Below are 19,643 nucleotides of genomic sequence, written 5' to 3'. Positions count from 1 at the left end.
ACGAGTGGCAACCTGTCGCACCAAAGCTTTGTCATGAGAGCGAGATAGCCATCACATGGTCGTCTCGACGGAACCAGCCTGGGGTGATGCCGTGGAGCAGTTCGTCAAAGAGTACGAGAGCGCCATCGTGTACGCCGATATCGAGCAAGAGACAGTCCTGCACGAGGGAGCGGTTCGCGTCCTCGCAAACGGCTGGGTCGAACTACCCACGGGGCGACTCCTCTCACCAGACGCAGTCCACCACATCGATGCGCAGGTGGACTGAAAAGAGCGTGCGAGTTTGCCAGCGAAGGGATGCACCCGAACGGCCGGAGTCGGGGGTGCGCACCCGGAAAGCGGTACACCGTCCGGAAGACAGTTAGAACAGACGTGTTACTGCCACTCTAGTCGGCAGTCCTCGTTGCAAAAGTGGGCGGTTTCGACGCTGCCGTCTTCTATCCATGTGATGACGCGGTGTGTCACTTCGTTAGCGATAGCGTCGCCGCAGGTAGCACACTCCGGTGCCTCGTCCTCGTCGATATTCTCGTGGTGATCTGATGTCGGGTCGACCATCTTAGTTGAGAGTGTCTTTCACGCCACTTAATCCCACATACTTGCACTGAACGTCACGAACGTACACGAATGTCGAATCGGTTACAGAAGGCTAGCTACACGTAGTTACCGCAAACAGACGCTCGATAGAAGATGCCCGCTATCGGTCTCGCGTGACGGATTCGCCGGGGATAGTCGTCGCGCCCGACGAGAGGACGACGCCGGCGTTCAGACTGGTGTTGATGGCCGTTTTCGCGCCGTCTCCCGCGACGACGCCGAACTTCCGCCGCCCCGTCGAGACGCGGTCGCCTTTCACCGTCATCCGGACCGGGTCGCCGTCGTGGCGGAGGTTCGCCACCTGCGTTCCCGCGCCGAAGTTGACCTCACGGCCGATGACGCTGTCACCGACATAGGAGACGTGGGGCACGTTCGAATCGGCCATCAACACCGTGTTCTTGAGTTCGACGCCGTGGCCGACGTGGGAATCCTCCCCCAGCAGGGTTGCCCCGCGGACGTAGGCGTTCGGGCCGACGTGTGCGCCCGAACGGACCAGCGCCGGTCCCTCGATGACGACGCCGGGTTCGACGACTGCGCCCTCCTCGACGACGACTTCGCCACGCAGGTCGGCGTCGCCCCGCACCTCGCCGTCGAGTCGGCGGTCCAGTTGGCCCAGTTTCCACTCGTTGGCCGCAAGCAGTTCCCAGGGACGGCCCACATCCAGCCAGCGGTCGACCTCGACGGCGGTGACCGTCGATTCCTCGATGACTTTCGCGAGCACGTCCGTTATTTCACGCTCCCCGCGGTCGCTGAGCGGCACGTCTAGCCAGTCCCGCGCTTCCGCCGGGAAGACGTACGCCCCGGCGTTGGCCAGGTCCGTCGGCGGGTCGGCCGGTTTCTCGACGATGCCGGTGATGGTGTCGCCCTCGGTCGACAGCACGCCGTAGCTCGTCGGATCGTCGACGCGATAGGCGGCGACCGACGGCGCGGCGTCGAAGAGGCCGCTGAGACTCGCAGCGTCGTAGAGGTTGTCGCCGTTGAGGACTGCGAAGGGGCCGTCGAGGTGCTCCCTCGCAGCGGCCACCGCGTCGGCGGTCCCCAGTTGCTCCTCCTGAACGGCGAAGCTGACCGGGACGCCGTTGTACTCGTCGCCGAAGTACGAGCGGACCGCCTCGGCCTCGTAGCCGACGACGAAGATGAGTTCGTCGGCCCCCGCCTGGATTGCCGTGTCGGCGGTGTGTGCCACCAGCGGCCGGTCCGCGACCGGGAGCATCGGCTTCGGTGTGTGGTCTGTCAACGGCCGCATACGCGTCCCCTGGCCTGCCGCGAGTACGACTGCTTGCATGGTCGGTCCGTTGCTCGGACCCGAAAAATACCTACCGCTGTTGACTCGTTCGGGAGGCGGATTAGCGAGAAGTCACGCTGCTTCGGTCGTGGGGAAAACCGTATCTACACCTATTCCACGGCCTCGAACGTCCACTCCGCCCCGAATGGCGTCGTCCGGTAGTCCCACCGCCTGTCCGCGTCCGGTTCCGTCACCAGTTCGATGGTTCTGGTTTCCCCAACGGGAATCCGCTGCGTGTAGGGGCCATCAGAGTCAATGTACCACGTATCTGCGGAATAGCCGGCAAGTATGCCTGGTTCCTCGGGCGTCTTGAACTCGAAGATGGACTGGAACATCCCTGCGCTGTCGCCCACGTTCTCGACCTCCATCTCGACTATCGCTTCATCGCCCGTGACGTCCTCCGGCGGAACGTCGATGTTCGCCAGTTCGAACTCGGGGAAGCCACCGGGTGACTGAAGCGGGATTTCGATATCAGCGACTGCACTCCCTTCTGCGAGATTTATGCCGAACGTGAGGTCGTCGATCTTGGCCTTCGGGACGGCGTAAATCAGATGGCCGCTGTAGGTCTGCCCTGGGTTGATGTTCTCCCCGGCTGCGTTCGTTCCGTCACGACCTGCGGCCGACTCGCTCACGAAGCTCGATTCGGGAACGACAAAGTCGTCTTTCGACACCGTCTTCGCCTCACCAGTTCCGTTCTCGAACGTCACGCTCAGAATCAGGAGGATATTATCTGAGACCGTTTCGCGAATGGCATGGACGGTGTTATCGCCCAAAGCCCGTTCGCCAGAGGGCAGTTCGTAGGCGATCATCTGTTCGTAGGACATATCAGACACTGTGGCCTGAACGCCACTCGCGAGTTCAATAGTTTCCCCAGTACTCCCCTGCTTCGGGAGGACCGACACGGTTGACGTGACCGTATCGTCGACGGCGTAGAAGTCCGACGACGGTTCAAACGCCCACGCGCCGGCGTACTCGGCGTCGACACGATAGCTATGCGAGACTTCTTCGCCGGACGCCAGTCCGTCAGCGTTGACTGTGACTGTCTGTGGCTCAGTGTCAGCTGCTTCCGAATGGACGAACTCTATGGTTGCATTCCCGGATATCGGCTCACCACCGACGTTGACGGCAGTCACGTCACCCTCGATGGTGTCACCGAACGCGACCTCCTTTGGCCCATTCACGGAGAGCAGTTTCAGCCGTGCCGGTGCCTCCTGATCTACTTCATACGTTGGTTCCGGCGTTGGCGTCGATTCACTGGTTCCGTCTCCGCCGTCTCCGTCTCCCCCGTCGCTCCCACTACATCCTGCGAGGCTGAGTGCAGCGATGCTGCTTCCGATCGTACGTACGTATGTTCGCCGTTTCATATACTACTGGCTTTATATACATATATAAATATGTGTTCTTTTATCTATATAATTGTCAAATATTAATACACAGAGCGGCGACACTGCGAAGCTCGGAGGTTGAATTCGCGGCTACGTACGGGCCGGTCAGAATATTGACGCGTCGAACAGCGGGCACAGCAGCCGCTCACTGGTTTGTTTACGACAGTAATGTGCTCGGTCAGGGATTTGAACCCTGGTCCTCGGCTCGAAAGGCCAAGATGATTGGCCGGACTACACCAACCGAGCGTACTCTTGCGTTCCGGGTGCACCAATTTAACCCCATCGAAATAGACGCTACCTGTGGATGCGTACCACTCACAGAGATACCCCGGTGTGGTGACAGGTGCCATCACACTTTATTCGGCCGACCGACTGTTCCCCTGATATGACCCTCAATTCGTTCATCAAGAGCAACTTTCTGGCTGGGCTCGTTCTCGTCGGGCCGCTCGTGGCAACCATCGCCATCGTCCGTATCATCCTGGGGTGGGTCGGTGGATTCCTTGACCCGCTCATCCGCGGGACGCGGCTGGCAACGGTGACGGCGAACAACGTTCTGCTCGCACAACTGCTGACGCTCTCGGTTATCGTCGCACTCATTACGGTTCTCGGATACCTCGCCCAACGGAGCGTCGGCCAGCACCTCTTCGGGAAGACGGGGCAGCTAGTCACGTTCGTACCCGTCGTCCGGACAATTTACGGAAGCATTCGACAGATGACCACCTCTGTGGTCAATCGGCAGTCGGACTTCGAGTCCGTCGTGTACGTGGAGTATCCCCGCGAAGGCGTCTACCAGTTGGGTCTGAAAACAGGGACGAGCCCCACAGACGTTTCCGAAGCGGCCGGCGAGAGCGCGTCGAGTGTGTTCATCCCCGGAAGTCCCAATCCCACGCAGGGGATGCTCGTGATGGTTCCCGAGAGTCAGACCTACGAGTCCGAACTCAGTGTCCGGGCGGCCATCCGCCTGCTGATGACGACCGGCATGGCCCAGTCCGACGACATCATCCGGCTCGACGAAACAGAGGTCGGCGGCGGAGCGACCGGCCAGCAGGTAGAGTAGTCCCAGCAGTAAAAACGGCCGACGGTCTGCGCGCTTACTTCCCTTCGAAGTTCGGCTCCCCGTCACCCATGAACGCGTTGATGCCCTCCATCACGTCGTCGGTCCCGATGAGATGACCGAAAGCCTGTGATTCGACTTCGAGGCCGGCATCGATGTCGTCGCGGCCGGCGAGCATCGCGCGCTTGGTGAGTTTCTGTGCGACCGGCGGGCCGGCGGCCATGTCTTTGGCCAGTTCGAGTGCGTGCTCGTGGAGGGCGTCGTTGTCGACGACCTCGTTGATGAAGCCGTATTCGGCCATCTCGTCGGCGTCGTAGCGGTCGCCCGTGAAGATAATCTCCTTGGCGCGGCCCTCGCCGACGATGCGGGCGAGGCGCTGCGTGCCGCCCCAGCCCGGCAGGAGGCCGAGGTTGTGTTCGGGCTGGCCCAGTTCGGAGCGCTCCGAGGCCACGCGGAGGTCGGCACAGGTCGCCAGTTCCATCCCGCCGCCCAGCGCGTAGCCATCGATCCCGGCGACGACCGGCATCGAGCACTCTTCGAGCTTCCCGAAGGTCTGCTGGCCCTTGCGGGAGAGTTCGATGGCGTCCAGCGGCGTCGCGTTCGAGGCCATCGCCTGCACGTCTGCCCCGGCGGAGAACGCCTTGTCGCCGGCCCCAGTTAGCAGAATGGCACGCACCTCGTCGTCGTCTTCGAGCAGGTCGACGGCGTCGGCGAGGTCGTCCATCAGCTCAGGGCTGACGGTGTTCATCCGGTGTGGGCGGTCGAGTTCGATGTGACCGACCATATCACCGGGGTATTCGACGGTGACATTATCGAACTCGGCGTCGCCCTCGTCTTCGCTGCCGTAGAAGCCACCTTCCGCCGCGGCCTCTCGGAGGCCGTCAGAGACAGCATAGCGCTCCGCGCCGGCCTTCTCGTGGGTTTCTTCAAGTGTGTCGACAAGCGTCTCCAGACCAGTCTTGTCGGCTATCTTCGCGGGACCGTCCGGGAAGCCGCCGCCGAGCTGGACGGCCTGATCGATGTCCGCAACCGGGGCCACGTCGTTCTCGACGAGCTTCCCGACCTCGTTTGCCATCACGGCGACGAGGCGGTGCTCGACGTCTTCGCGGCCGGCGTCGGTCGGAATGTCGACGCCGCCGTTCTCGTAGTCGTAGAAGCCTTTGCCGGTCTTCTTCCCGAGTTCCTCGTTCTCGACTTTTTCCTCGAGCAGGGGACACGGGGCGTAGGGCTCGCCCAGCACTTCGTGCATATATTCGAGGACGTGGAGGCCGACGTCGTTACCCACCTGGTCGGAGAGCTCGAACGACCCCATCGGCAGGCCCATGTCGAACTTCGTCGTCGAGTCCACCTCGGCGATGGTCGCTTCCTCGCCGTGGACGAGCCACGCGGCCTCGTTCATCAGCGGGACGAGGATGCGGTTGACGATGAACCCCGGTGAGTCCTTGCGGACGCGGACCGGCGTTTTGTCGAAGTCTTCGGCGAGCGCCCCGATGGCGTCCAGCGTCTCGTCGCTGGAGTGTGCGCCGGAGATGACCTCAACCAGCTGCATCCGGACCGGCGGATTGAAGAAGTGCATCCCACAGAACTGCTCGGGGCGCTCGGTCACTTCCGACAGCTCCGTGATGGAGAGGCTGGACGTGTTCGTGGCGAAGATAGCGTCCTCGGGCGCGTGTTCTTCGACCTCCGTGTACACGTCCTTCTTGATCTCCATTTTCTCCGGCACGGCCTCGATGACCACGTCGACGTCGCTGACCGCTTCCTCGACGTCGACAAGCGGCGTCACGCGGTCCAGTGCCGCGTCGGCCTCGTCTTGCGTGAGCTGGTCTCGCTCGGCCAGCTTGTTCAGCGACCATTCGATGTTGTCGTAGCCGTCCTCGACGAACTCGTCTTTGATGTCCCGCATCCGCACGTCGTAGCCTGCGATGGCGGCCACTTCGGTGATTCCATGGCCCATGTTCCCGGCACCGAGCACGGCGATAGTGTCAATATCCTCGAAATCCATGACATATCGTTCCACTGCCGGCCGAGGCTTCAACGTTTCTCTCATTAGAAAACCACTCTCAAGTTTATTTCGGATTACAAACCATTAATGCATTTCACGTCAACACACCACATATGGACTTCGAACTGACAGAAGAGCAGCGACAGATACAGGACGAGATCGCCCGGTTCGCGGAAAACGAAATCAAGCCCGTCGCGACCGAGTACGACACGGAAGAGAAGTTCCCTCGAGAGATCGTCGAGAAGGCCGCTGAGATGGGGCTGACAGGCGCGAACATCCCGATGGAGTACGGTGGCGCAGGCTACGACACGCTGACCAACGCTATCATCGCCGAGGAGCTGTTCGCAGCCGACCCCGGTATCGGTCTGAGCATCCAGTCGGCCGCGTTCGGTGCTGACGCCCTCATCGGGTTCGGCTCAGAGGCCCAGAAAGAGGAGTACTTAGAGCCCGTCGCCACGGGCGACGCCATCATGGGCGCGGCCATCTCCGAACCCGACACCGGCTCGGACGTGTCGTCGGTGTCGACACAGGCGCGCAAGGAGGGCGACGAGTGGGTCATCAACGGCAACAAGATGTGGATCACCAACGGCTCGGCCGGCGACTACTTCGTCGTCCTCTGTGAGACCGACCCCGACGCGGAGGGGCGGTACAACGGCTTCTCCCAGATTCTCGTCGAATCCGACCGCGACGGGTTCGAGGCAGAGAAGATTACGGGGAAGCTCGGCATCCGTGCGTCGGACACGGCAGAACTCATCCTCAACGACGTGCGCGTCCCCGAGGACAACCTCGTCGGCACGCGCGGGGCCGGCTTCCTCCAGATAATGCAGTTCTTCGACGAGACCCGGACCGGCGTGGCCGCACAGGGTGTCGGTATCGCCCGCGGGGCCGCCGAGCGTGCCCTGGAGTACGCCCAGGACCGCGAGCAGTTCGGCCAGTCCATCTCGGAGTTCCAGGCCATCCAGCACAAACTCGCCGAGATGTTCACCGAAATCGAGGCGGCACGGCAGCTCACCCACAAGTCCGCCTGGAGCGTCGACAACGACGCCGACCGGCTCACCGAGTTGGCCTCGATGGCCAAGGAAAAGGCCTCTCGCGTCGCCGTCGAGACGGCCGACGAGGCCGTCCAGATCCACGGTGGCGCTGGCTACGTCAACGACTTTGACGTCGAGCGCTTCTACCGCGACGCCAAGATCACCCAGATCTACGAGGGAACGACCGAGATCCAGAAGAACATCATCGCCCGAGAACTGCTCGGGAAGGGCATGACGTAAACTACCCCACCCTACTTCGCTCGGTCTGACGACCTCGCTTCGTTGAGGGTGGGGCTTCCGCGTGGACTCCCGCTCTGGCCGGAATCTCCGGCAGGAGTCTCATACTCTCCGTTCGCGTTCAATGTCCCGCGATTCAAGCGCACGCCTACGGGTGCGCCTCCACCGTCCCCAGTTTGGTTACGACGGAGATACCGCAAACCGATGTTTTTTGCCGCATTGTAGTCGGCGTGGTTCTCGTAGCCGCATTTCAGGCACACGAACGCCTCGCTGTCGCGGTTGTCCGGGTGGGTGAACCCGCAGTGTGAGCAACGACGTGACGTGTTTTCCGGGTCTACCACTGCCACATCAATGCCGTGCAACTCGGATTTGTATTTGACGTACTCGTACAACCGCTCGAACGCCCACTTGTGGCCCCACGACGCTTCGGGGAGTCGGTCACGGATGCCGCTCAACTCCTCGAAGGCGATGATCGTACACCCGTTCTCGGCGGCTTCTTCGATGATACCGTTGGCAATCCGGTGGAGCATCAGTTTGAACCGGCCCGTTTCCTTCCCTCCGACCGACTGGATATTCTCGTGAGCGGCCCGCGTGCCACACTGCTGGAGCGAGCCACGCCGCTCCTCGTACTCGCGCCTCCAGTGGTCGAACTCGTGGCCGCTCCAGAACGTCCCTGTCGAAGTAACAGCGAGTTGGTTCACGCCGAGGTCAACGCCGAGGACTGTCCTGTTCCCGGTCGTCGCCTGTTTCGGCGTGTCAGACTCCACCTCCGCCTTTGTACGGAGATGAAGGAACCACTGGCCGTCTCTGTGGTGCAGTTCTGCGCCCGTCACTTGGTAGTCGTCGCTGTCGAGATACCGACTGTGTGGTGTGTCGCGGTCGGCGGCGGGAAGGAGGTACTCGACTTCGATACGGCCCTCAACGGTCGCCAGCGACACGTACTCGTCGTGGAATGTCGCGCACCGTTTGTCGTACACCACGGTCGGACTCGTGAAGTGCGGTTTTCCGCGTACTCGCCCTGCTTCCAGCGGGCGACGGCGCTCTGTACGGCGTCGGCGGCCTTGTTGCGAGCGTTCTGGACGAGATTCGCGTGCAATCGTGTTTGCTCACGCACGTCGTCGTAGGTTTCTGCCTGCAACTGGGCCTTGCTCGTCGTTTTGTATTCGCCCTGCCATGCGTGGTCTACGACGTAGTTGGCGGCCCACAGAAATTCATCGACGGTTTCGCGGAGAAGTGCGGCGTCGTTGCTGTCCACGTCGAGTTTGACTGAAACAGTGCGCCGCACTTCCATGGCTCAGACGTGTGCTCGGTGTTTTATCAGCGTTGGGGAGAACAGACGGCAACAGTCCGTGGTCTGTGTCCGGGTTGTCGGCTTCCTCTCCGGCCTACTCGTTCGCTTCGCTCACTCCTTGAGGCCGGAGGCTCCGCCTCGAAACTGCATGATTTTTGCCTCGGTCACCGATTAGTGGCCTGTGGACCTCCCGCTGCTTTCTTTAATTGCTGGTCGAACCACTGCTTTTTAAGCTATCGAGCGTCGTAGTTGTGGTAATCATGGGCGACCGAACTTCACGCCACGTTGCTCGCCCGCTTCGAACCACAGGCAGTCACCGCTTCTCCCGTCGCTGTTGTCGATTCTAATGTCCAGTGCTTCGGCCCGGCCAGCCGTCCCGTCTACAGACGACACCACCCACACTACACTAATGTTCGACCGACTGAAAGCGGATATCCGTACAGCACTCGCAAAGGACCCCGCGGCGACGAGCGCCGTGGAGGTCGCACTCACGTACCCCGGCCTGCACGCCATCTGGGCCTATCGCGTCGCTCACTGGCTCTGGACGAACGACCGGACGCTGCTCGCCAGGCTCGTCTCCCACGTCGCGCGGTTCCTGACCGGCGTCGAAATCCACCCCGCCGCGGAGATCGGCGACCGCGTGTTCATCGACCACGGAATGGGCATCGTCGTCGGCGAGACAGCCGAGATCGGCGACGACGTGCTCCTGTACCACGGCGTGACCCTTGGCGGCACGTCCATGCGCCGGGAGAAGCGCCACCCGACCGTCGAGGACGGCGCGACCGTCGGTGCCGACGCCTCGATAATGGGGCCGATAACCGTCGGCGAGAACGCCTCCGTCGGCGCTGGCGCTGTCGTCGTCGACGACGTGGCCCCGGACACGACAGTCGTCGGCAACCCGGCGGAGCCAGTCGGCGCGGCTGGTGTCGCCTCACCACCGCCCGACCCGATCATCGCCGACGGCTGACGGCGACAGACACGTTCTTTTCGGTCGAGCCAGTATCACAGCGCAATGAGTGACTCGCCACACGAGGCGTTACGTGCGGACCCAGACATCGGGCCGCTGGTCGAGACACACGGCGAACTCACGCTCGACCCGTCGTCGGACCTGTTCGAACGGCTCGTCGTCTCGATTCTCCGCCAGCAGGTGTCGATGGCGTCTGCCGCCGCGACGCGGGACCGGCTGTTCGACGCCGTCACCGTGACGCCCGAGGGCATCAGGGATGCTGACAACGACCTCCTCCGGGACGCCGGCCTCTCCAGACAGAAGACCCGCTACGTCAACGAGGTCGCCGACGCGTTTCTGGAACACGGCTACTCGCTGGAAACGTTCGAGGACGCCGCCGACGAGGAAATCCACGAGGAACTGACCGCCATCACGGGCGTCGGCGACTGGACCGCGAACATGCAACTCCTGTTTGCCTTCGGCCGCGAGGACGTGTTCCCGGTCGGCGACCTCGGCATCCGCAAGGGATTCGAGGCCGTCGTCGGCGACGGGTACAGCCGCGCGGAGATGCGGGAGTACGCCGAGCGCTGGTCGCCGTACCGCAGTTACGCGAGCCTGTATCTGTGGCGGGCCAGCGAGGACATCGCCGAGAGCGTCGCGGAAGTGAGTGAGGACTGAGCCGGTTCGGAAGCTGGTACCGGCTCGTCGCTACTCTTCGCTCTGTTCCTCTTCCTCGGTGTCCACTTCCGATTCGTCGTCCGCGCGGCGGTTCACGTCGACCTGGTAGTGCTTGAGGATGTCCCGACCCAGCAACAGCGGGTAGTCCATGTGCCCGCGGTCTTCGACGCTGGCCGTGACGGTGTGCTGGGTCCCGCCGACGCCGACGACGAGGTCGACGACCGGGCGTGACCGACCGGACTTGAGACTCCCGGATTTGATCTTCACGATGTCGAGAATCGGCCCCGTTCCGATTTCCGCGGCGAGCTTGGCGTCGATACTGGTCCGGGTCGCGCCGGTGTCTGACTTCGCGAGGACGGACTTGGTCCCCTGCGTTCCGGTGACGACGACTTCCTCGATGTAGCCGACGACGACGTTCTCCTGTGCTTTCGGCTGTGGCTTCTTCGGCGTGCACGCGGGCTTTGAGTCGTCGAGCCGGTCGGAGAGCCGTTCGACGGTTTCCTCGTCGACACTTCCGCCGGCCCGCTCGATAGCGAGCTGAGCGATGTAGGGGGCGGGACTGACGCCGCTGGCCTTGAACAGCCCGCGGAACCCGGCGGTGGGGTTCACTTCGAGCACGTAGTAGCCGTCGTCGCTCTGGACGATATCGACGCCGGCGTAGTCCAGTCCGATAGCGTCGACCGAATCGAGCGCGATCTCCCTGACGCGCTCCGGGAGTTCGCCGGTCATGTCTTCGACCTCGCCGCCGAGCGCGACGTTCGTCCGCCACTCGCCTTCGGGCGCGTAGCGGTTCATCGCGCCGACGATCTGGTCACCGACGACGTACACGCGGAGGTCGTGGTGGCGCTTCTCGTCGTGTTCCATGTACTCCTGTAAGAAGGCGTAGCGGCCGCCGACCTGTGCGTTGACCTGGTTTTCCAGATCGACCATCCACGTCCCGCCGCCGTGGGTACCAATGGCCGTCTTGTACACTGCGCGGTCACCGAACCGGTCCCGCTCCTCGTTCAGCAGGTCGCTCGACAGGGCGAGCAGCGCGTCCGGGACCGGGACGCCGGCGTCGGCCAGCGCGGCGGCGCTGGCGAACTTGTGCAGGGCCGTCGTCGCCGCCATCGGTTCGTTCAACGTCGGTGCGAGCCGACTGATAGTCATCCCGAGCCCGATCCCTTCCGCGGGGTGTTCGTTGCTGGAGAGCAACAGACGGTTCGCGACCACGTCGACATTGGGTTCGAGTGTCATCTCGCCGTCGGTAACGCTGATCGCGGTGTTTTCGGTGCGAAGCCACTCCGTGTCGTAGCCCATCTCGTCGACCGCGTTCAGGATGGCCTTCGACTCCTTGCTGGAGTGGAGGCTGAGAACGCCAACTGTGATATCCTGGTCGCTCATGCTGTCGTCTTCTGTCGGGCACAGTATAGATGTACGGATACTCGCTTGTCCCGGAGGGGTTTTAGCCGCCGACTCTCGTTGTGATGGCATGGAAGAGGCCAAGCCGTTCACCTTCGACGGCGGCCGCGTCAAGCCGGGGGAAACCCGCAACGTTCGCTACACGGTCAGCGAGACGTATCTGGGGGACGCCGTCCGGATGCCGGTTACCATCGTCAACGGCAAGCGGCCCGGTCCGACAGTGTTTCTCACCGCGGCTGCACACGGCGACGAACTCAACGGTATCGAGGTCGTCCGGGAGGTGGCCCACGAATGGAACCACGACGGACTCGCGGGGACGCTGATCTGTCTGCCGGTGCTGAACGTCCCAGCGTTTCTGGCACAGGAGCGATATCTGCCGATCTACGACCGGGACCTGAACCGTTCGTTCCCCGGCGACCCCGAATCGACGAGCGCGAAACGGATGGCCCACGAGATCTTCCGGAACTTCCTGGCCCCGTGTGACGTGGGCCTCGACTTCCACACGTCCACGCGCGGGCGGACGAACATGCTCCACGTCCGGGCGAACATGGACGACCCCGAGGTCGCGCGGGTCGCGAACGCCTTCTCGTCGAACGTCATCATCTCCTCGGAGGGTCCGTCGGGGTCGCTCCGACGGGAGCTGAGCGATGCGGGCGTCCCGACGATCACGATAGAGATGGGCGAAGCCCACCGTTTCCAGCGGCCGCTCATCGACTCGGCCCTGGAGAGCGTTCGGTCGGTGCTCGCGGAGTTCGGCCTCCGAGACTCTGATACGGTCCGGTGGCCGGGCTGGCGGACAGTCATCGACGACAGCGGCGAGAAAACCTGGATCCGTGCGGACTCGGGCGGCCTGGTAGAGATGCACTACGACCGCGGCGACCTGGTGTACGAAGACGACGTGATATGTACGATCACGAACCCGTTCAAGACGGAGAACACGCTGATGCGTGCGCCGTTTACCGGCCTGTTGGTCGGCATCCTCGAGAACCCACTGGTGTACCCCGGCAACCCCCTCTGCCATCTGGTCCGACTTGACGACCGGACACAGCGGGCTATCGAGTGGAACCGACGATTGGACGACGACGATTGGTAACTGTGGAGTAGTCAATTGACGAACGTCTTCGGGCGGGATTCCGGCGATACGCGTCCGCTGTAGAAACTACTATCTGTCCCCGGACTAACCCCCCAGTGTATGAGTCAGTCTTACAATCGCGGCACCGTCGAGGACTTCGGACGGTGGCGGGAGTTCACGGCCGGGATGTGGGCCTGGATCTTCCACAAGTTCACCGGCTGGGTACTCGTGGGCTACCTGTTCACCCACATCGCGGTGCTGAGCACTGCAGTCGGCGTCGATCCGGCGAGCGCGCAGGCAGGCAGCGACCTCTACACCAGCACGATCAGCGGCCTCGAATCGCTGCTTATCGTCCGGTTCCTCGAAGTCGGTCTGCTGGCCGTCGCCGTCTTCCACATCCTCAACGGCATCCGATTGCTGATGGTTGACCTGGGTGTGGGGCTGGAATCGCAAGACAAGAGCTTCTACGCGTCGCTCCTGTTGACGGGCGCTATCGTCGTCGCCAGCGTGCCGACGTTCCTCGGGGGGAAGCTAGCCTGATGGCTGAACACTACTCCTCCTTCGACCGTGGCGGGCGTCGCTGGCTGTTCCAGCGGCTGACGGCAGTGTTCCTCGTCGGCGTGCTCGCGTTCCACTTCATGCTGTTGCACTTCGTGAACCACGCCGCCGACCTCACCTTCCTGGGTACGCAGGCCCGAATGAACCGACCCTGGTATCTCATCACGATGTGGCTGTTCCTCGTCACCGCCACGTTCCACGGCGTCAACGGCGTGTACAACGCGCTGGTCAACCAGGGGCTCACCGGCTCCCGGAAGAACGCAGTCAAGTACCTGCTCGGCATCGCCGGCATCCTGCTCATCGTGCAGGGGACCCGCGTGTCGCTGGCCATGACAACCCTCGTCTGAACTATGAGTACGCAAATCGAACAACAGGAGACCGAGACGGAGGCCGACGAAGAGACAGAGCCCGAGGTCGAATCCCCGGGCGACCGTCGGCGCGCACAGCGAGACGAACGACAGGCACAGGAGCAGGCCCAGCGGGAAGTCGAAGAGGAGACGCTCGACGACGAGGACACGATTACGCTGAAAGTGTTCCGTTACGACCCCGAAGTCGAGGGGAAGCAGGAACCTCGCTTCGACGACTTCCGCGTGCCGTTCCACAAGGGGATGACCATCCTCGATGCGCTCATCTACGCGCGGGACCACTACGACTCCTCGCTGACCTTCCGACACTCCTGCCGGCAGGCCGTCTGTGGCTCGGACGCGCTGTTCGTCAACGGGCGACAGCGCCTCGGCTGTAAGACGCAGATATCGGAGCTTGACGACCCCATCCGCATCGAGCCGCTGCCCCACCAGGAGGTCGTGAAGGACCTCGTCGTCGACATGGAGCACTTCTACGACCAGATGGAGGCCGTTGAGCCGTACTTCGACGCCGACGAGACGCCCGACGACAAGCTCGAAGAGCAGCGCCAGACCCGGGAGAACCGCGAGAAGGTCAAGATGTCCACGCGGTGTATCTGGTGTGGTGCGTGCATGTCCTCGTGTAACATCGCCGCCGGCGACAACGAGTACCTCGGCCCCGCCGCCATCAACAAGGCCTACCGCTTCGCGATGGACGAGCGCGAGGGCGAGAACCGCAAGCAGGAGCGCCTGCGCATCATCGAACAGGAACACGGCGTCTGGCGCTGCCAGACCCAGTTCTCCTGTACCGAAGTGTGTCCGAAGGACATCCCGCTAACCGAACATATCCAGGAGCTCAAGCGGGAAGCGGTCAAGAACAACCTGAAGTTTTGGTAACGCGATTCGACTGGCTAGTTTTCAGGTTCGCGTTCGGAGTCCGACAGCGGCAGCGAATGTGAGTCGAGCCGAATAGCTACAGCGGTCTATACCCGCGCGCGGAACTGGGTGAGATGGGTTTTGGAGGGAATCACAGGCACGAGCGCAGAACTCAGTTCAGCTATCGCGGCAGATGAACTCGAATCGCGCACCGCCGCTTTCGCTGTCAGTCGCGATGACCTCCCAGTTGTGTGCGTCGACGATCTGTTCGACGATGCAGAGGCCGAATCCGGTCCCCTCATCGGCCGTCGAGTAGCCGGGTTCGAACAGGTCCGCGGTGCCGTCGGAAAAGCCCGTCCCGTCGTCCGTGACGTAGAACCCCCACGATTCCGTCCCGACAGTGACAGTCACGTCGTCGCCACCGTGTTCGATAGCGTTCCGAAAGAGGTTCTCGAGTAGTTCCAGCATCGCCCCCTCGTCGGCTTTGATGCTGTCGGCGGCCTCAGTTTCCAGCGTCGCGTCCTGTGTGTCGACCATCGACCAGGCCCGTTGCGAGAGGGTGCTGAGGTCGACTGTCTCGATCTCCTCCGGGTCGACGCCCTGTTTGGCGAGCACGAGCAAGTCGTCGATGAGCGTGTACATCCGGTCGATGCTCCGTTCGGCGCGCTCGAAGTGCGCGTCTTCCCCTGTCTCACGCGCGAGTTCGAGCGAGCCATCGAGGACGTCCAGCGGGTTCCGTAGGTCGTGACTAATCGCGTCCGAGAACCGCTCGAGGCGCTGGTTCTGTCGCTCGAGTTCCTGTTCGCGCTGTTTCCGCTCGGAGATGTCGCGAGTCGTCACGACGACGTGGTCTTCCAGCGGGCCGCTCTCGACCTGCTGGCCGCGGGACTCCGCCCAGATCCAGTCGCCGTCTGCGTGGCGATAGCGGTGTTCGATGACGGCGATATACCCCGGGTCGTCTATCATCTGGCCGAACTCGGTGAGGGCGTTCGAGAGGTCGTCCGGATGCACGTACTCGAAGAGGTCCGAGTCCTGCATTTCGTCTTGGTCGTAGCCGAGGACGCGTTCCACGGACGGACTGATGTACTCGACATTGCCTTGCTCGTCGAACACAGTGAGCACGTCGGAGGTGTGGGTGACGAACTGGTGAAACCGGGCCTCGAAGCGCGGTCGGTCGCTGACGTCGCGGGAGGTGAACACCAGGCAATCGCGGTCTGTCTCGGTGTCCGATGAGACGATGGTTTCGAGCCAGACCCAGTCGCCATCGGCGTTCCGGAACCGGTACTCGGCCCCGTCGTCGTCCCGTTCGCCCGCAAGCGTGGCAAGAACGCGATCCGTGTCCTCCGGGTGGACGAGATCCAGCCAGTTCGTGCCGACGAGCGACTCCATATCGTACCCTAACACGCGTTCGATCGCTGGGCTCACAAACCGTATTATCAGTTCGCCATCAGTAACTGTCAGTACTGATGGTGCCTCGGCTAACACCGCTTCGAAGTCATCAGTTGACGTGAGATACTGGTCTGGCATCAGGTTTGAGACGGGTCAGCGCCCGTAGTGGGACTATCCGTCGGGTCTAGTATCAGTAGTTGGTTCCTAAGTATTCACAGCGCGTGATATAATTCCATTGGATAGGTCAAGAATGCAGTCTCCCTGACAAGACGTCCCGATATCAGGAGCGAGATGCAACCCACTAGTGGAGCCATACTCGGTAACGCAACAGGGAGGCTTAAGTTTGGCTAATCCTAAGCCGAAACCACGCCAAGAGACACTCTCACAATGTACGAACACGATGTCATCGTGGTCGGCGCGGGTGGCGCTGGCCTCAGGGCGGCTATTGCAGCGGACGAAGAGGGTGCAGATGTGGCCCTCGTGACCAAGCTCCATCCAGTTCGGAGCCACACTGGTGCCGCGGAGGGTGGAATCAACGCCGCCCTTCAGGAAGGGGACTCCTGGGACCTCCACGCGTACGACACGATGAAGGGGTCAGACTATCTCGGCGACGCCCCTGCCATCGACACCTTCGCCAAGGACGCCCCGGAAGAGGTCATCCAGCTCGAACACTGGGGGATGCCCTTCTCCCGCGAGGACGACGGCCGCGTCTCCCAGCGGCCGTTCGGTGGCCTCTCCTATCCGCGGACGACGTACGCCGGTGCCGAGACCGGTCACCACCTGCTGCACACGATGTACGAGCAGGCGGTCAAGCGCGGCATCGAGGTGTACGACGAGTGGTACGTGACCCAGCTCGCGGTCACTGACCACGACGACCCCGAGGACCGCGTCTGTCACGGCTGTGTCGCCTACGACATCAAGTCCGGCGAGATTCAGGGCTTCCGCGCGAACAACGGCGTGATTCTCGCAACCGGCGGACTGGGCCAGGCCTTCGACCACACCACGAACGCCGTCGCCAACACCGGCGACGGCTGTGCGATGGCCTACCGCGCCGGCGTCCCGATGGAGGACATGGAGATGATCCAGTTCCACCCGACCACGCTGCCATCGACGGGCGTCCTCATCTCCGAAGGGGTCCGCGGCGAGGGTGGGATCCTCTACAACGACGACGAGGAGCGGTTCATGTTCGAGCACGGCTACGCCAACAACGAGGGGGAACTGGCCTCCCGTGACGTGGTCGCCCGTGCCGAATTGACCGAGGTCAACGAGGGCCGCGGGGTCGAAGACGAGTACGTCGACCTCGACATGCGCCACCTCGGGGAGGAACGCATTCTCGACCGCCTGGAGAACATCCTCCACCTCGCGGAGGACTTCGAGGGCGTCGACGGCCTCGACGAGCCGATGCCGGTCAAGCCCGGCCAGCACTACGCCATGGGCGGCATCGAGTGCGACGAGAACGGCGAGACGTGCATCGACGGCCTCTACGCGGCCGGCGAGACGGCGTGTGTCTCGCTACACGGCGCGAACCGGCTCGGGGGTAACGCCCTGCCGGAACTGCTCGTGTTCGGAGCCCGCGCCGGCCACCACGCCGCCGGCAAGGACATGAAGACCGCCGAGATCCAGACCGGCCCCTCCGCCAAGAGCGAGCCCGGCGACGTGGAGCCGCCGGTCGAACCCGGCGCAATCGACGCCAGCAGCGACGACGTCGCCGCCGACGGGGCGGCTGTCGAGCCAAAGGCGGTCCTCGAAAGCACCGTCGAGCAGGAGCGCCAGCGCGTCGAGAACCTCATCGAATCCGACGGCATCAACCACGCCGAGGTCCGCGCGGACGTGCAGGAGACGATGACCGAGAACGTCAACGTGTTCCGGACCGAAGCGGGTCTGGAGAAGGCCCTTCAGGACCTCCGGACGGCGCGCAAGGAGTACGAGAACGTCGCCGTCGAAGACCCGTCCCGGACCTACAACACGGACCTCATCCACACTATCGAGACCCGCAACATCCTCGACGTGGCAGAGGCCATCACGCTCGGCGCGCTCGCACGCGAGGAGTTCCGTGGCGCACACTGGCGTGCGGAGCACCAAGAACGCAAGGACGACGAGTGGATCAAGCACACGATGCTCGCCTGGAACGAGGGTACCCCCGAACTCTACTACAAGCCCGTCATCCTCGAAGGCGACGAGGAGACCTACGAGCCGAAAGTCCGGTCGTACTGACGACCTGACCACCGGCGACGATATCTGTTTCTGCGAGTTTCAGGGTGCGCCGACGAGGACGAACGTGCTCTCTGTGTCGCCGTTGTGAATCGTTCGCTCCGCTTCCGGCGGGAGACTGATCGCATCGCCAGCAGCGAGGGCCACATCTTCGCCGTCAACCTCGACAGTCGCTTCTCCCTCGATAAGGACGTACACCTCCTCGTGGCCCTCGTCGGCGTGGTCGTGCGGTTTGCCGGTCCAGCCGGGGTCACAGTCCAGCACAGTGACGCCGACCTGCTCACAGTCCAGCGGGTCCCGGAGGAAGTGCATCGCATCGGCGACCGGTTCCACGTCGGTGTAGTTGACTTTCGTGTAGCTCACAGACACGGGTGTCGCCGGCCAACGCAAAATAAGTTGTTGTTACCCCAACAGGACACAGTGACGTACGCGAAACCCGATCCGTCCGGAAGCCGCTGCTGGGGACATGGAGACCGGCGCAAGCGCAGCCAGCGGGAGGCGTCGGCTCGCGGAAACACCCGGAATCATCACTTACTTGGTTGTCAGGAGCGTATTATAGATAGCTTGGAAGGGTGGCTCAGTGGTAGAGCGCTACCGACCAACATGCCAGAATCGGTTGGTGGTTACCCCGCAAAGGGCTCCGCGTGGTTCGACTCCCGCCCCTTCCATTTTCCGTCGGTTCGTCGTGAGCGGAGTAGCCGGCGCCGTGTGTGCCACACTGGCAAGTCGGATCTGACAGTTGAGCTGCCTGGAACTACCGTAGTGGGGGTGACTATGAGCTATCGGGTACGAAAACCGTCGGTGTGGAAGCCGACGCCTCACCAGAAGTGGAAAGGTAAGGAATGTGGGGGTGGGGGGTGGGGTGGTGCGGCACCAGTGTGGTGCCTATTGTGAGAGATGGGGGGAGATGTATAAAAAGCCATTGCTGCAATTATCATAGTTGATATCAGGGTGGGATGCTGTTGCCGGATTCCACACTACTGCGTAGAGAATTGGCGGAGAACCAACGGGATGACACTTGTCCCGGCAGTTACTTGTGGGTAAACAACACGACGTTCCCGTCGTTGATAGTCGTACAGAGGTCCATCTCGAAATCGAGATTGAGGGAGGTGAACTCCTGCTTGCAGACGACCATATCGTCGAACGGTTCTTCACAGGATGGACAGGCCACAGCCGTCGTGTTCTGGTAGGAAGCGATCGCCTCGTTGTCCTCGCGCGGGGTCAACGACGAGAGGAGTTCGTCAAAATCGTCCATGTTCGGGGAACCGCGGCCGTGCGGTATAAATCATGCGCCGCCC

Annotated in this window: 18 protein-coding genes, 2 tRNA genes and 1 pseudogene; 11 read left to right on the top strand and 10 right to left on the bottom strand. The window is 62.6% G+C overall.

Annotated elements, in window-relative coordinates:
• The first annotated feature begins 55 nt into the window (after positions 1-55).
• Entirely contained in the window at positions 56-265 is a 210-nt protein-coding gene (locus tag VI234_RS15980; protein WP_008308946.1) for a hypothetical protein, read from the top strand.
• 107 nt (positions 266-372) lie between these two features.
• On the opposite strand, the gene VI234_RS15975 is transcribed toward VI234_RS15980, so the two are convergent.
• The 4 genes from VI234_RS15975 to VI234_RS15960 all read right to left on the bottom strand — a co-directional run bounded on the left by VI234_RS15975 (position 373) and on the right by VI234_RS15960 (position 3,504).
• The gene (locus tag VI234_RS15975; RefSeq protein ID WP_008308944.1) at positions 373-552 is read right to left on the bottom strand and encodes a DUF7576 family protein; all 180 of its coding nucleotides are present in this window, start codon (positions 550-552) and stop codon (positions 373-375) included.
• A gap of 139 nt (positions 553-691) precedes the next feature.
• The gene (glmU, locus tag VI234_RS15970; protein WP_336330570.1) at positions 692-1,873 is read right to left on the bottom strand and encodes a bifunctional sugar-1-phosphate nucleotidylyltransferase/acetyltransferase; all 1,182 of its coding nucleotides are present in this window, start codon (positions 1,871-1,873) and stop codon (positions 692-694) included.
• A gap of 110 nt (positions 1,874-1,983) precedes the next feature.
• The gene (locus VI234_RS15965) at positions 1,984-3,237 is read right to left on the bottom strand and encodes a DUF4352 domain-containing protein (protein ID WP_336330569.1); all 1,254 of its coding nucleotides are present in this window, start codon (positions 3,235-3,237) and stop codon (positions 1,984-1,986) included.
• Between the two features lie 192 nt (positions 3,238-3,429).
• Positions 3,430-3,504: transfer RNA gene (locus tag VI234_RS15960), tRNA-Glu, on the bottom strand.
• Between the two features lie 139 nt (positions 3,505-3,643).
• Here VI234_RS15960 and VI234_RS15955 point away from each other — a divergent pair.
• Positions 3,644-4,315 carry a DUF502 domain-containing protein gene (locus VI234_RS15955; RefSeq protein WP_008308939.1) on the top strand — a complete coding sequence of 224 codons (672 nt, stop codon included), beginning with the start codon at positions 3,644-3,646 and terminating at the stop codon, positions 4,313-4,315.
• A 34-nt stretch (positions 4,316-4,349) separates the two neighbouring features.
• Here VI234_RS15955 and VI234_RS15950 read toward each other — a convergent pair whose 3' ends face one another.
• On the bottom strand, positions 4,350-6,314 hold the full coding sequence (locus VI234_RS15950; protein ID WP_336330568.1) for a 3-hydroxyacyl-CoA dehydrogenase/enoyl-CoA hydratase family protein: 1,965 nt from the start codon (positions 6,312-6,314) through the stop codon (positions 4,350-4,352).
• 113 nt (positions 6,315-6,427) lie between these two features.
• Here VI234_RS15950 and VI234_RS15945 point away from each other — a divergent pair, with 113 nt between their 5' ends.
• The gene (locus VI234_RS15945; protein ID WP_336330567.1) at positions 6,428-7,585 is read left to right on the top strand and encodes an acyl-CoA dehydrogenase family protein; all 1,158 of its coding nucleotides are present in this window, start codon (positions 6,428-6,430) and stop codon (positions 7,583-7,585) included.
• Between the two features lie 11 nt (positions 7,586-7,596).
• Here VI234_RS15945 and VI234_RS15940 read toward each other — a convergent pair.
• A pseudogene (locus VI234_RS15940) lies at positions 7,597-8,873 on the bottom strand (RNA-guided endonuclease InsQ/TnpB family protein).
• Between the two features lie 409 nt (positions 8,874-9,282).
• Here VI234_RS15940 and cysE point away from each other — a divergent pair.
• Together cysE and VI234_RS15930 are read left to right on the top strand one after the other, a co-directional pair.
• The gene (gene cysE, locus VI234_RS15935) at positions 9,283-9,840 is read left to right on the top strand and encodes a serine O-acetyltransferase (RefSeq protein ID WP_336330566.1); all 558 of its coding nucleotides are present in this window, start codon (positions 9,283-9,285) and stop codon (positions 9,838-9,840) included.
• A 45-nt stretch (positions 9,841-9,885) separates the two neighbouring features.
• Positions 9,886-10,497 (top strand): DNA-3-methyladenine glycosylase family protein, encoded by a 612-nt coding sequence (locus VI234_RS15930; protein ID WP_336330565.1) that lies wholly within the window; start codon positions 9,886-9,888, stop codon positions 10,495-10,497.
• A 30-nt stretch (positions 10,498-10,527) separates the two neighbouring features.
• Here the strand turns inward: VI234_RS15930 and VI234_RS15925 are convergent, their stop codons facing one another.
• Entirely contained in the window at positions 10,528-11,880 is a 1,353-nt protein-coding gene (locus tag VI234_RS15925; RefSeq protein WP_336330564.1) for a RimK family alpha-L-glutamate ligase, read from the bottom strand.
• Between the two features lie 88 nt (positions 11,881-11,968).
• Between VI234_RS15925 and VI234_RS15920 the strand changes: the two genes are divergently transcribed.
• From VI234_RS15920 to VI234_RS15905, 4 genes are all read left to right on the top strand, one after another.
• The gene (locus VI234_RS15920; RefSeq protein WP_008308929.1) at positions 11,969-12,991 is read left to right on the top strand and encodes a succinylglutamate desuccinylase/aspartoacylase family protein; all 1,023 of its coding nucleotides are present in this window, start codon (positions 11,969-11,971) and stop codon (positions 12,989-12,991) included.
• 99 nt (positions 12,992-13,090) lie between these two features.
• Positions 13,091-13,510 carry a succinate dehydrogenase, cytochrome b556 subunit gene (gene sdhC, locus VI234_RS15915; RefSeq protein WP_008308928.1) on the top strand — a complete coding sequence of 140 codons (420 nt, stop codon included), beginning with the start codon at positions 13,091-13,093 and terminating at the stop codon, positions 13,508-13,510.
• Positions 13,510-13,875 (top strand): succinate dehydrogenase hydrophobic membrane anchor subunit, encoded by a 366-nt coding sequence (locus VI234_RS15910; RefSeq protein WP_008308927.1) that lies wholly within the window; start codon positions 13,510-13,512, stop codon positions 13,873-13,875. Before sdhC ends, VI234_RS15910 begins: the two co-directional genes overlap by 1 nt.
• A 3-nt stretch (positions 13,876-13,878) precedes the next feature.
• On the top strand, positions 13,879-14,766 hold the full coding sequence (locus VI234_RS15905) for a succinate dehydrogenase/fumarate reductase iron-sulfur subunit (protein WP_004592520.1): 888 nt from the start codon (positions 13,879-13,881) through the stop codon (positions 14,764-14,766).
• Positions 14,767-14,922: 156 nt separating this feature from the next.
• On the opposite strand, the gene VI234_RS15900 is transcribed toward VI234_RS15905, so the two are convergent.
• Positions 14,923-16,272, bottom strand: coding sequence for a PAS domain S-box protein (locus tag VI234_RS15900; RefSeq protein WP_008308926.1), 1,350 nt, complete (start codon positions 16,270-16,272; stop codon positions 14,923-14,925).
• A 249-nt stretch (positions 16,273-16,521) separates the two neighbouring features.
• Between VI234_RS15900 and VI234_RS15895 the strand changes: the two genes are divergently transcribed.
• Positions 16,522-18,348: an FAD-binding protein gene (locus VI234_RS15895; RefSeq protein WP_336330563.1), complete on the top strand. Its 1,827-nt coding sequence runs from the start codon at positions 16,522-16,524 to the stop codon at positions 18,346-18,348.
• Positions 18,349-18,387: 39 nt separating this feature from the next.
• On the opposite strand, the gene VI234_RS15890 is transcribed toward VI234_RS15895, so the two are convergent.
• Positions 18,388-18,708, bottom strand: a complete 321-nt coding sequence (locus VI234_RS15890) for a cupin domain-containing protein (protein ID WP_008308924.1) — start codon at positions 18,706-18,708, stop codon at positions 18,388-18,390.
• Between the two features lie 203 nt (positions 18,709-18,911).
• Between VI234_RS15890 and VI234_RS15885 the strand changes: the two genes are divergently transcribed.
• Positions 18,912-19,013 (top strand) — tRNA-OTHER (locus VI234_RS15885).
• A 362-nt stretch (positions 19,014-19,375) separates the two neighbouring features.
• Here VI234_RS15885 and VI234_RS15880 read toward each other — a convergent pair.
• Positions 19,376-19,600, bottom strand: a complete 225-nt coding sequence (locus VI234_RS15880) for a DUF7385 family protein (RefSeq protein ID WP_004592515.1) — start codon at positions 19,598-19,600, stop codon at positions 19,376-19,378.
• Between the last annotated feature and the right edge of the window lie 43 nt (positions 19,601-19,643).

The organism is Haloarcula sp. CGMCC 1.2071, assembly GCF_037078445.1.
In the GTDB taxonomy this organism is placed as follows: Archaea; Halobacteriota; Halobacteria; order Halobacteriales; family Haloarculaceae; genus Haloarcula; species Haloarcula amylolytica.
The sequence above is the reverse complement of the archived record's forward strand: the minus strand, read 5'-3'. Positions and strand labels throughout refer to the sequence as shown.

Coding starts and splice junctions, on each gene's coding strand:
- VI234_RS15980 (WP_008308946.1), top strand. CDS start 56: ATGGTCGTCTCGACGGAACCAGCCTGGGGTGATGCCGTGGAGCAGTTC.
- VI234_RS15975 (WP_008308944.1), bottom strand. CDS start 552: ATGGTCGACCCGACATCAGATCACCACGAGAATATCGACGAGGACGAG.
- glmU (WP_336330570.1), bottom strand. CDS start 1,873: ATGCAAGCAGTCGTACTCGCGGCAGGCCAGGGGACGCGTATGCGGCCG.
- VI234_RS15965 (WP_336330569.1), bottom strand. CDS start 3,237: ATGAAACGGCGAACATACGTACGTACGATCGGAAGCAGCATCGCTGCA.
- VI234_RS15955 (WP_008308939.1), top strand. CDS start 3,644: ATGACCCTCAATTCGTTCATCAAGAGCAACTTTCTGGCTGGGCTCGTT.
- VI234_RS15950 (WP_336330568.1), bottom strand. CDS start 6,314: ATGGATTTCGAGGATATTGACACTATCGCCGTGCTCGGTGCCGGGAAC.
- VI234_RS15945 (WP_336330567.1), top strand. CDS start 6,428: ATGGACTTCGAACTGACAGAAGAGCAGCGACAGATACAGGACGAGATC.
- cysE (WP_336330566.1), top strand. CDS start 9,283: ATGTTCGACCGACTGAAAGCGGATATCCGTACAGCACTCGCAAAGGAC.
- VI234_RS15930 (WP_336330565.1), top strand. CDS start 9,886: ATGAGTGACTCGCCACACGAGGCGTTACGTGCGGACCCAGACATCGGG.
- VI234_RS15925 (WP_336330564.1), bottom strand. CDS start 11,880: ATGAGCGACCAGGATATCACAGTTGGCGTTCTCAGCCTCCACTCCAGC.
- VI234_RS15920 (WP_008308929.1), top strand. CDS start 11,969: ATGGAAGAGGCCAAGCCGTTCACCTTCGACGGCGGCCGCGTCAAGCCG.
- sdhC (WP_008308928.1), top strand. CDS start 13,091: ATGAGTCAGTCTTACAATCGCGGCACCGTCGAGGACTTCGGACGGTGG.
- VI234_RS15910 (WP_008308927.1), top strand. CDS start 13,510: ATGGCTGAACACTACTCCTCCTTCGACCGTGGCGGGCGTCGCTGGCTG.
- VI234_RS15905 (WP_004592520.1), top strand. CDS start 13,879: ATGAGTACGCAAATCGAACAACAGGAGACCGAGACGGAGGCCGACGAA.
- VI234_RS15900 (WP_008308926.1), bottom strand. CDS start 16,272: ATGCCAGACCAGTATCTCACGTCAACTGATGACTTCGAAGCGGTGTTA.
- VI234_RS15895 (WP_336330563.1), top strand. CDS start 16,522: ATGTACGAACACGATGTCATCGTGGTCGGCGCGGGTGGCGCTGGCCTC.
- VI234_RS15880 (WP_004592515.1), bottom strand. CDS start 19,600: ATGGACGATTTTGACGAACTCCTCTCGTCGTTGACCCCGCGCGAGGAC.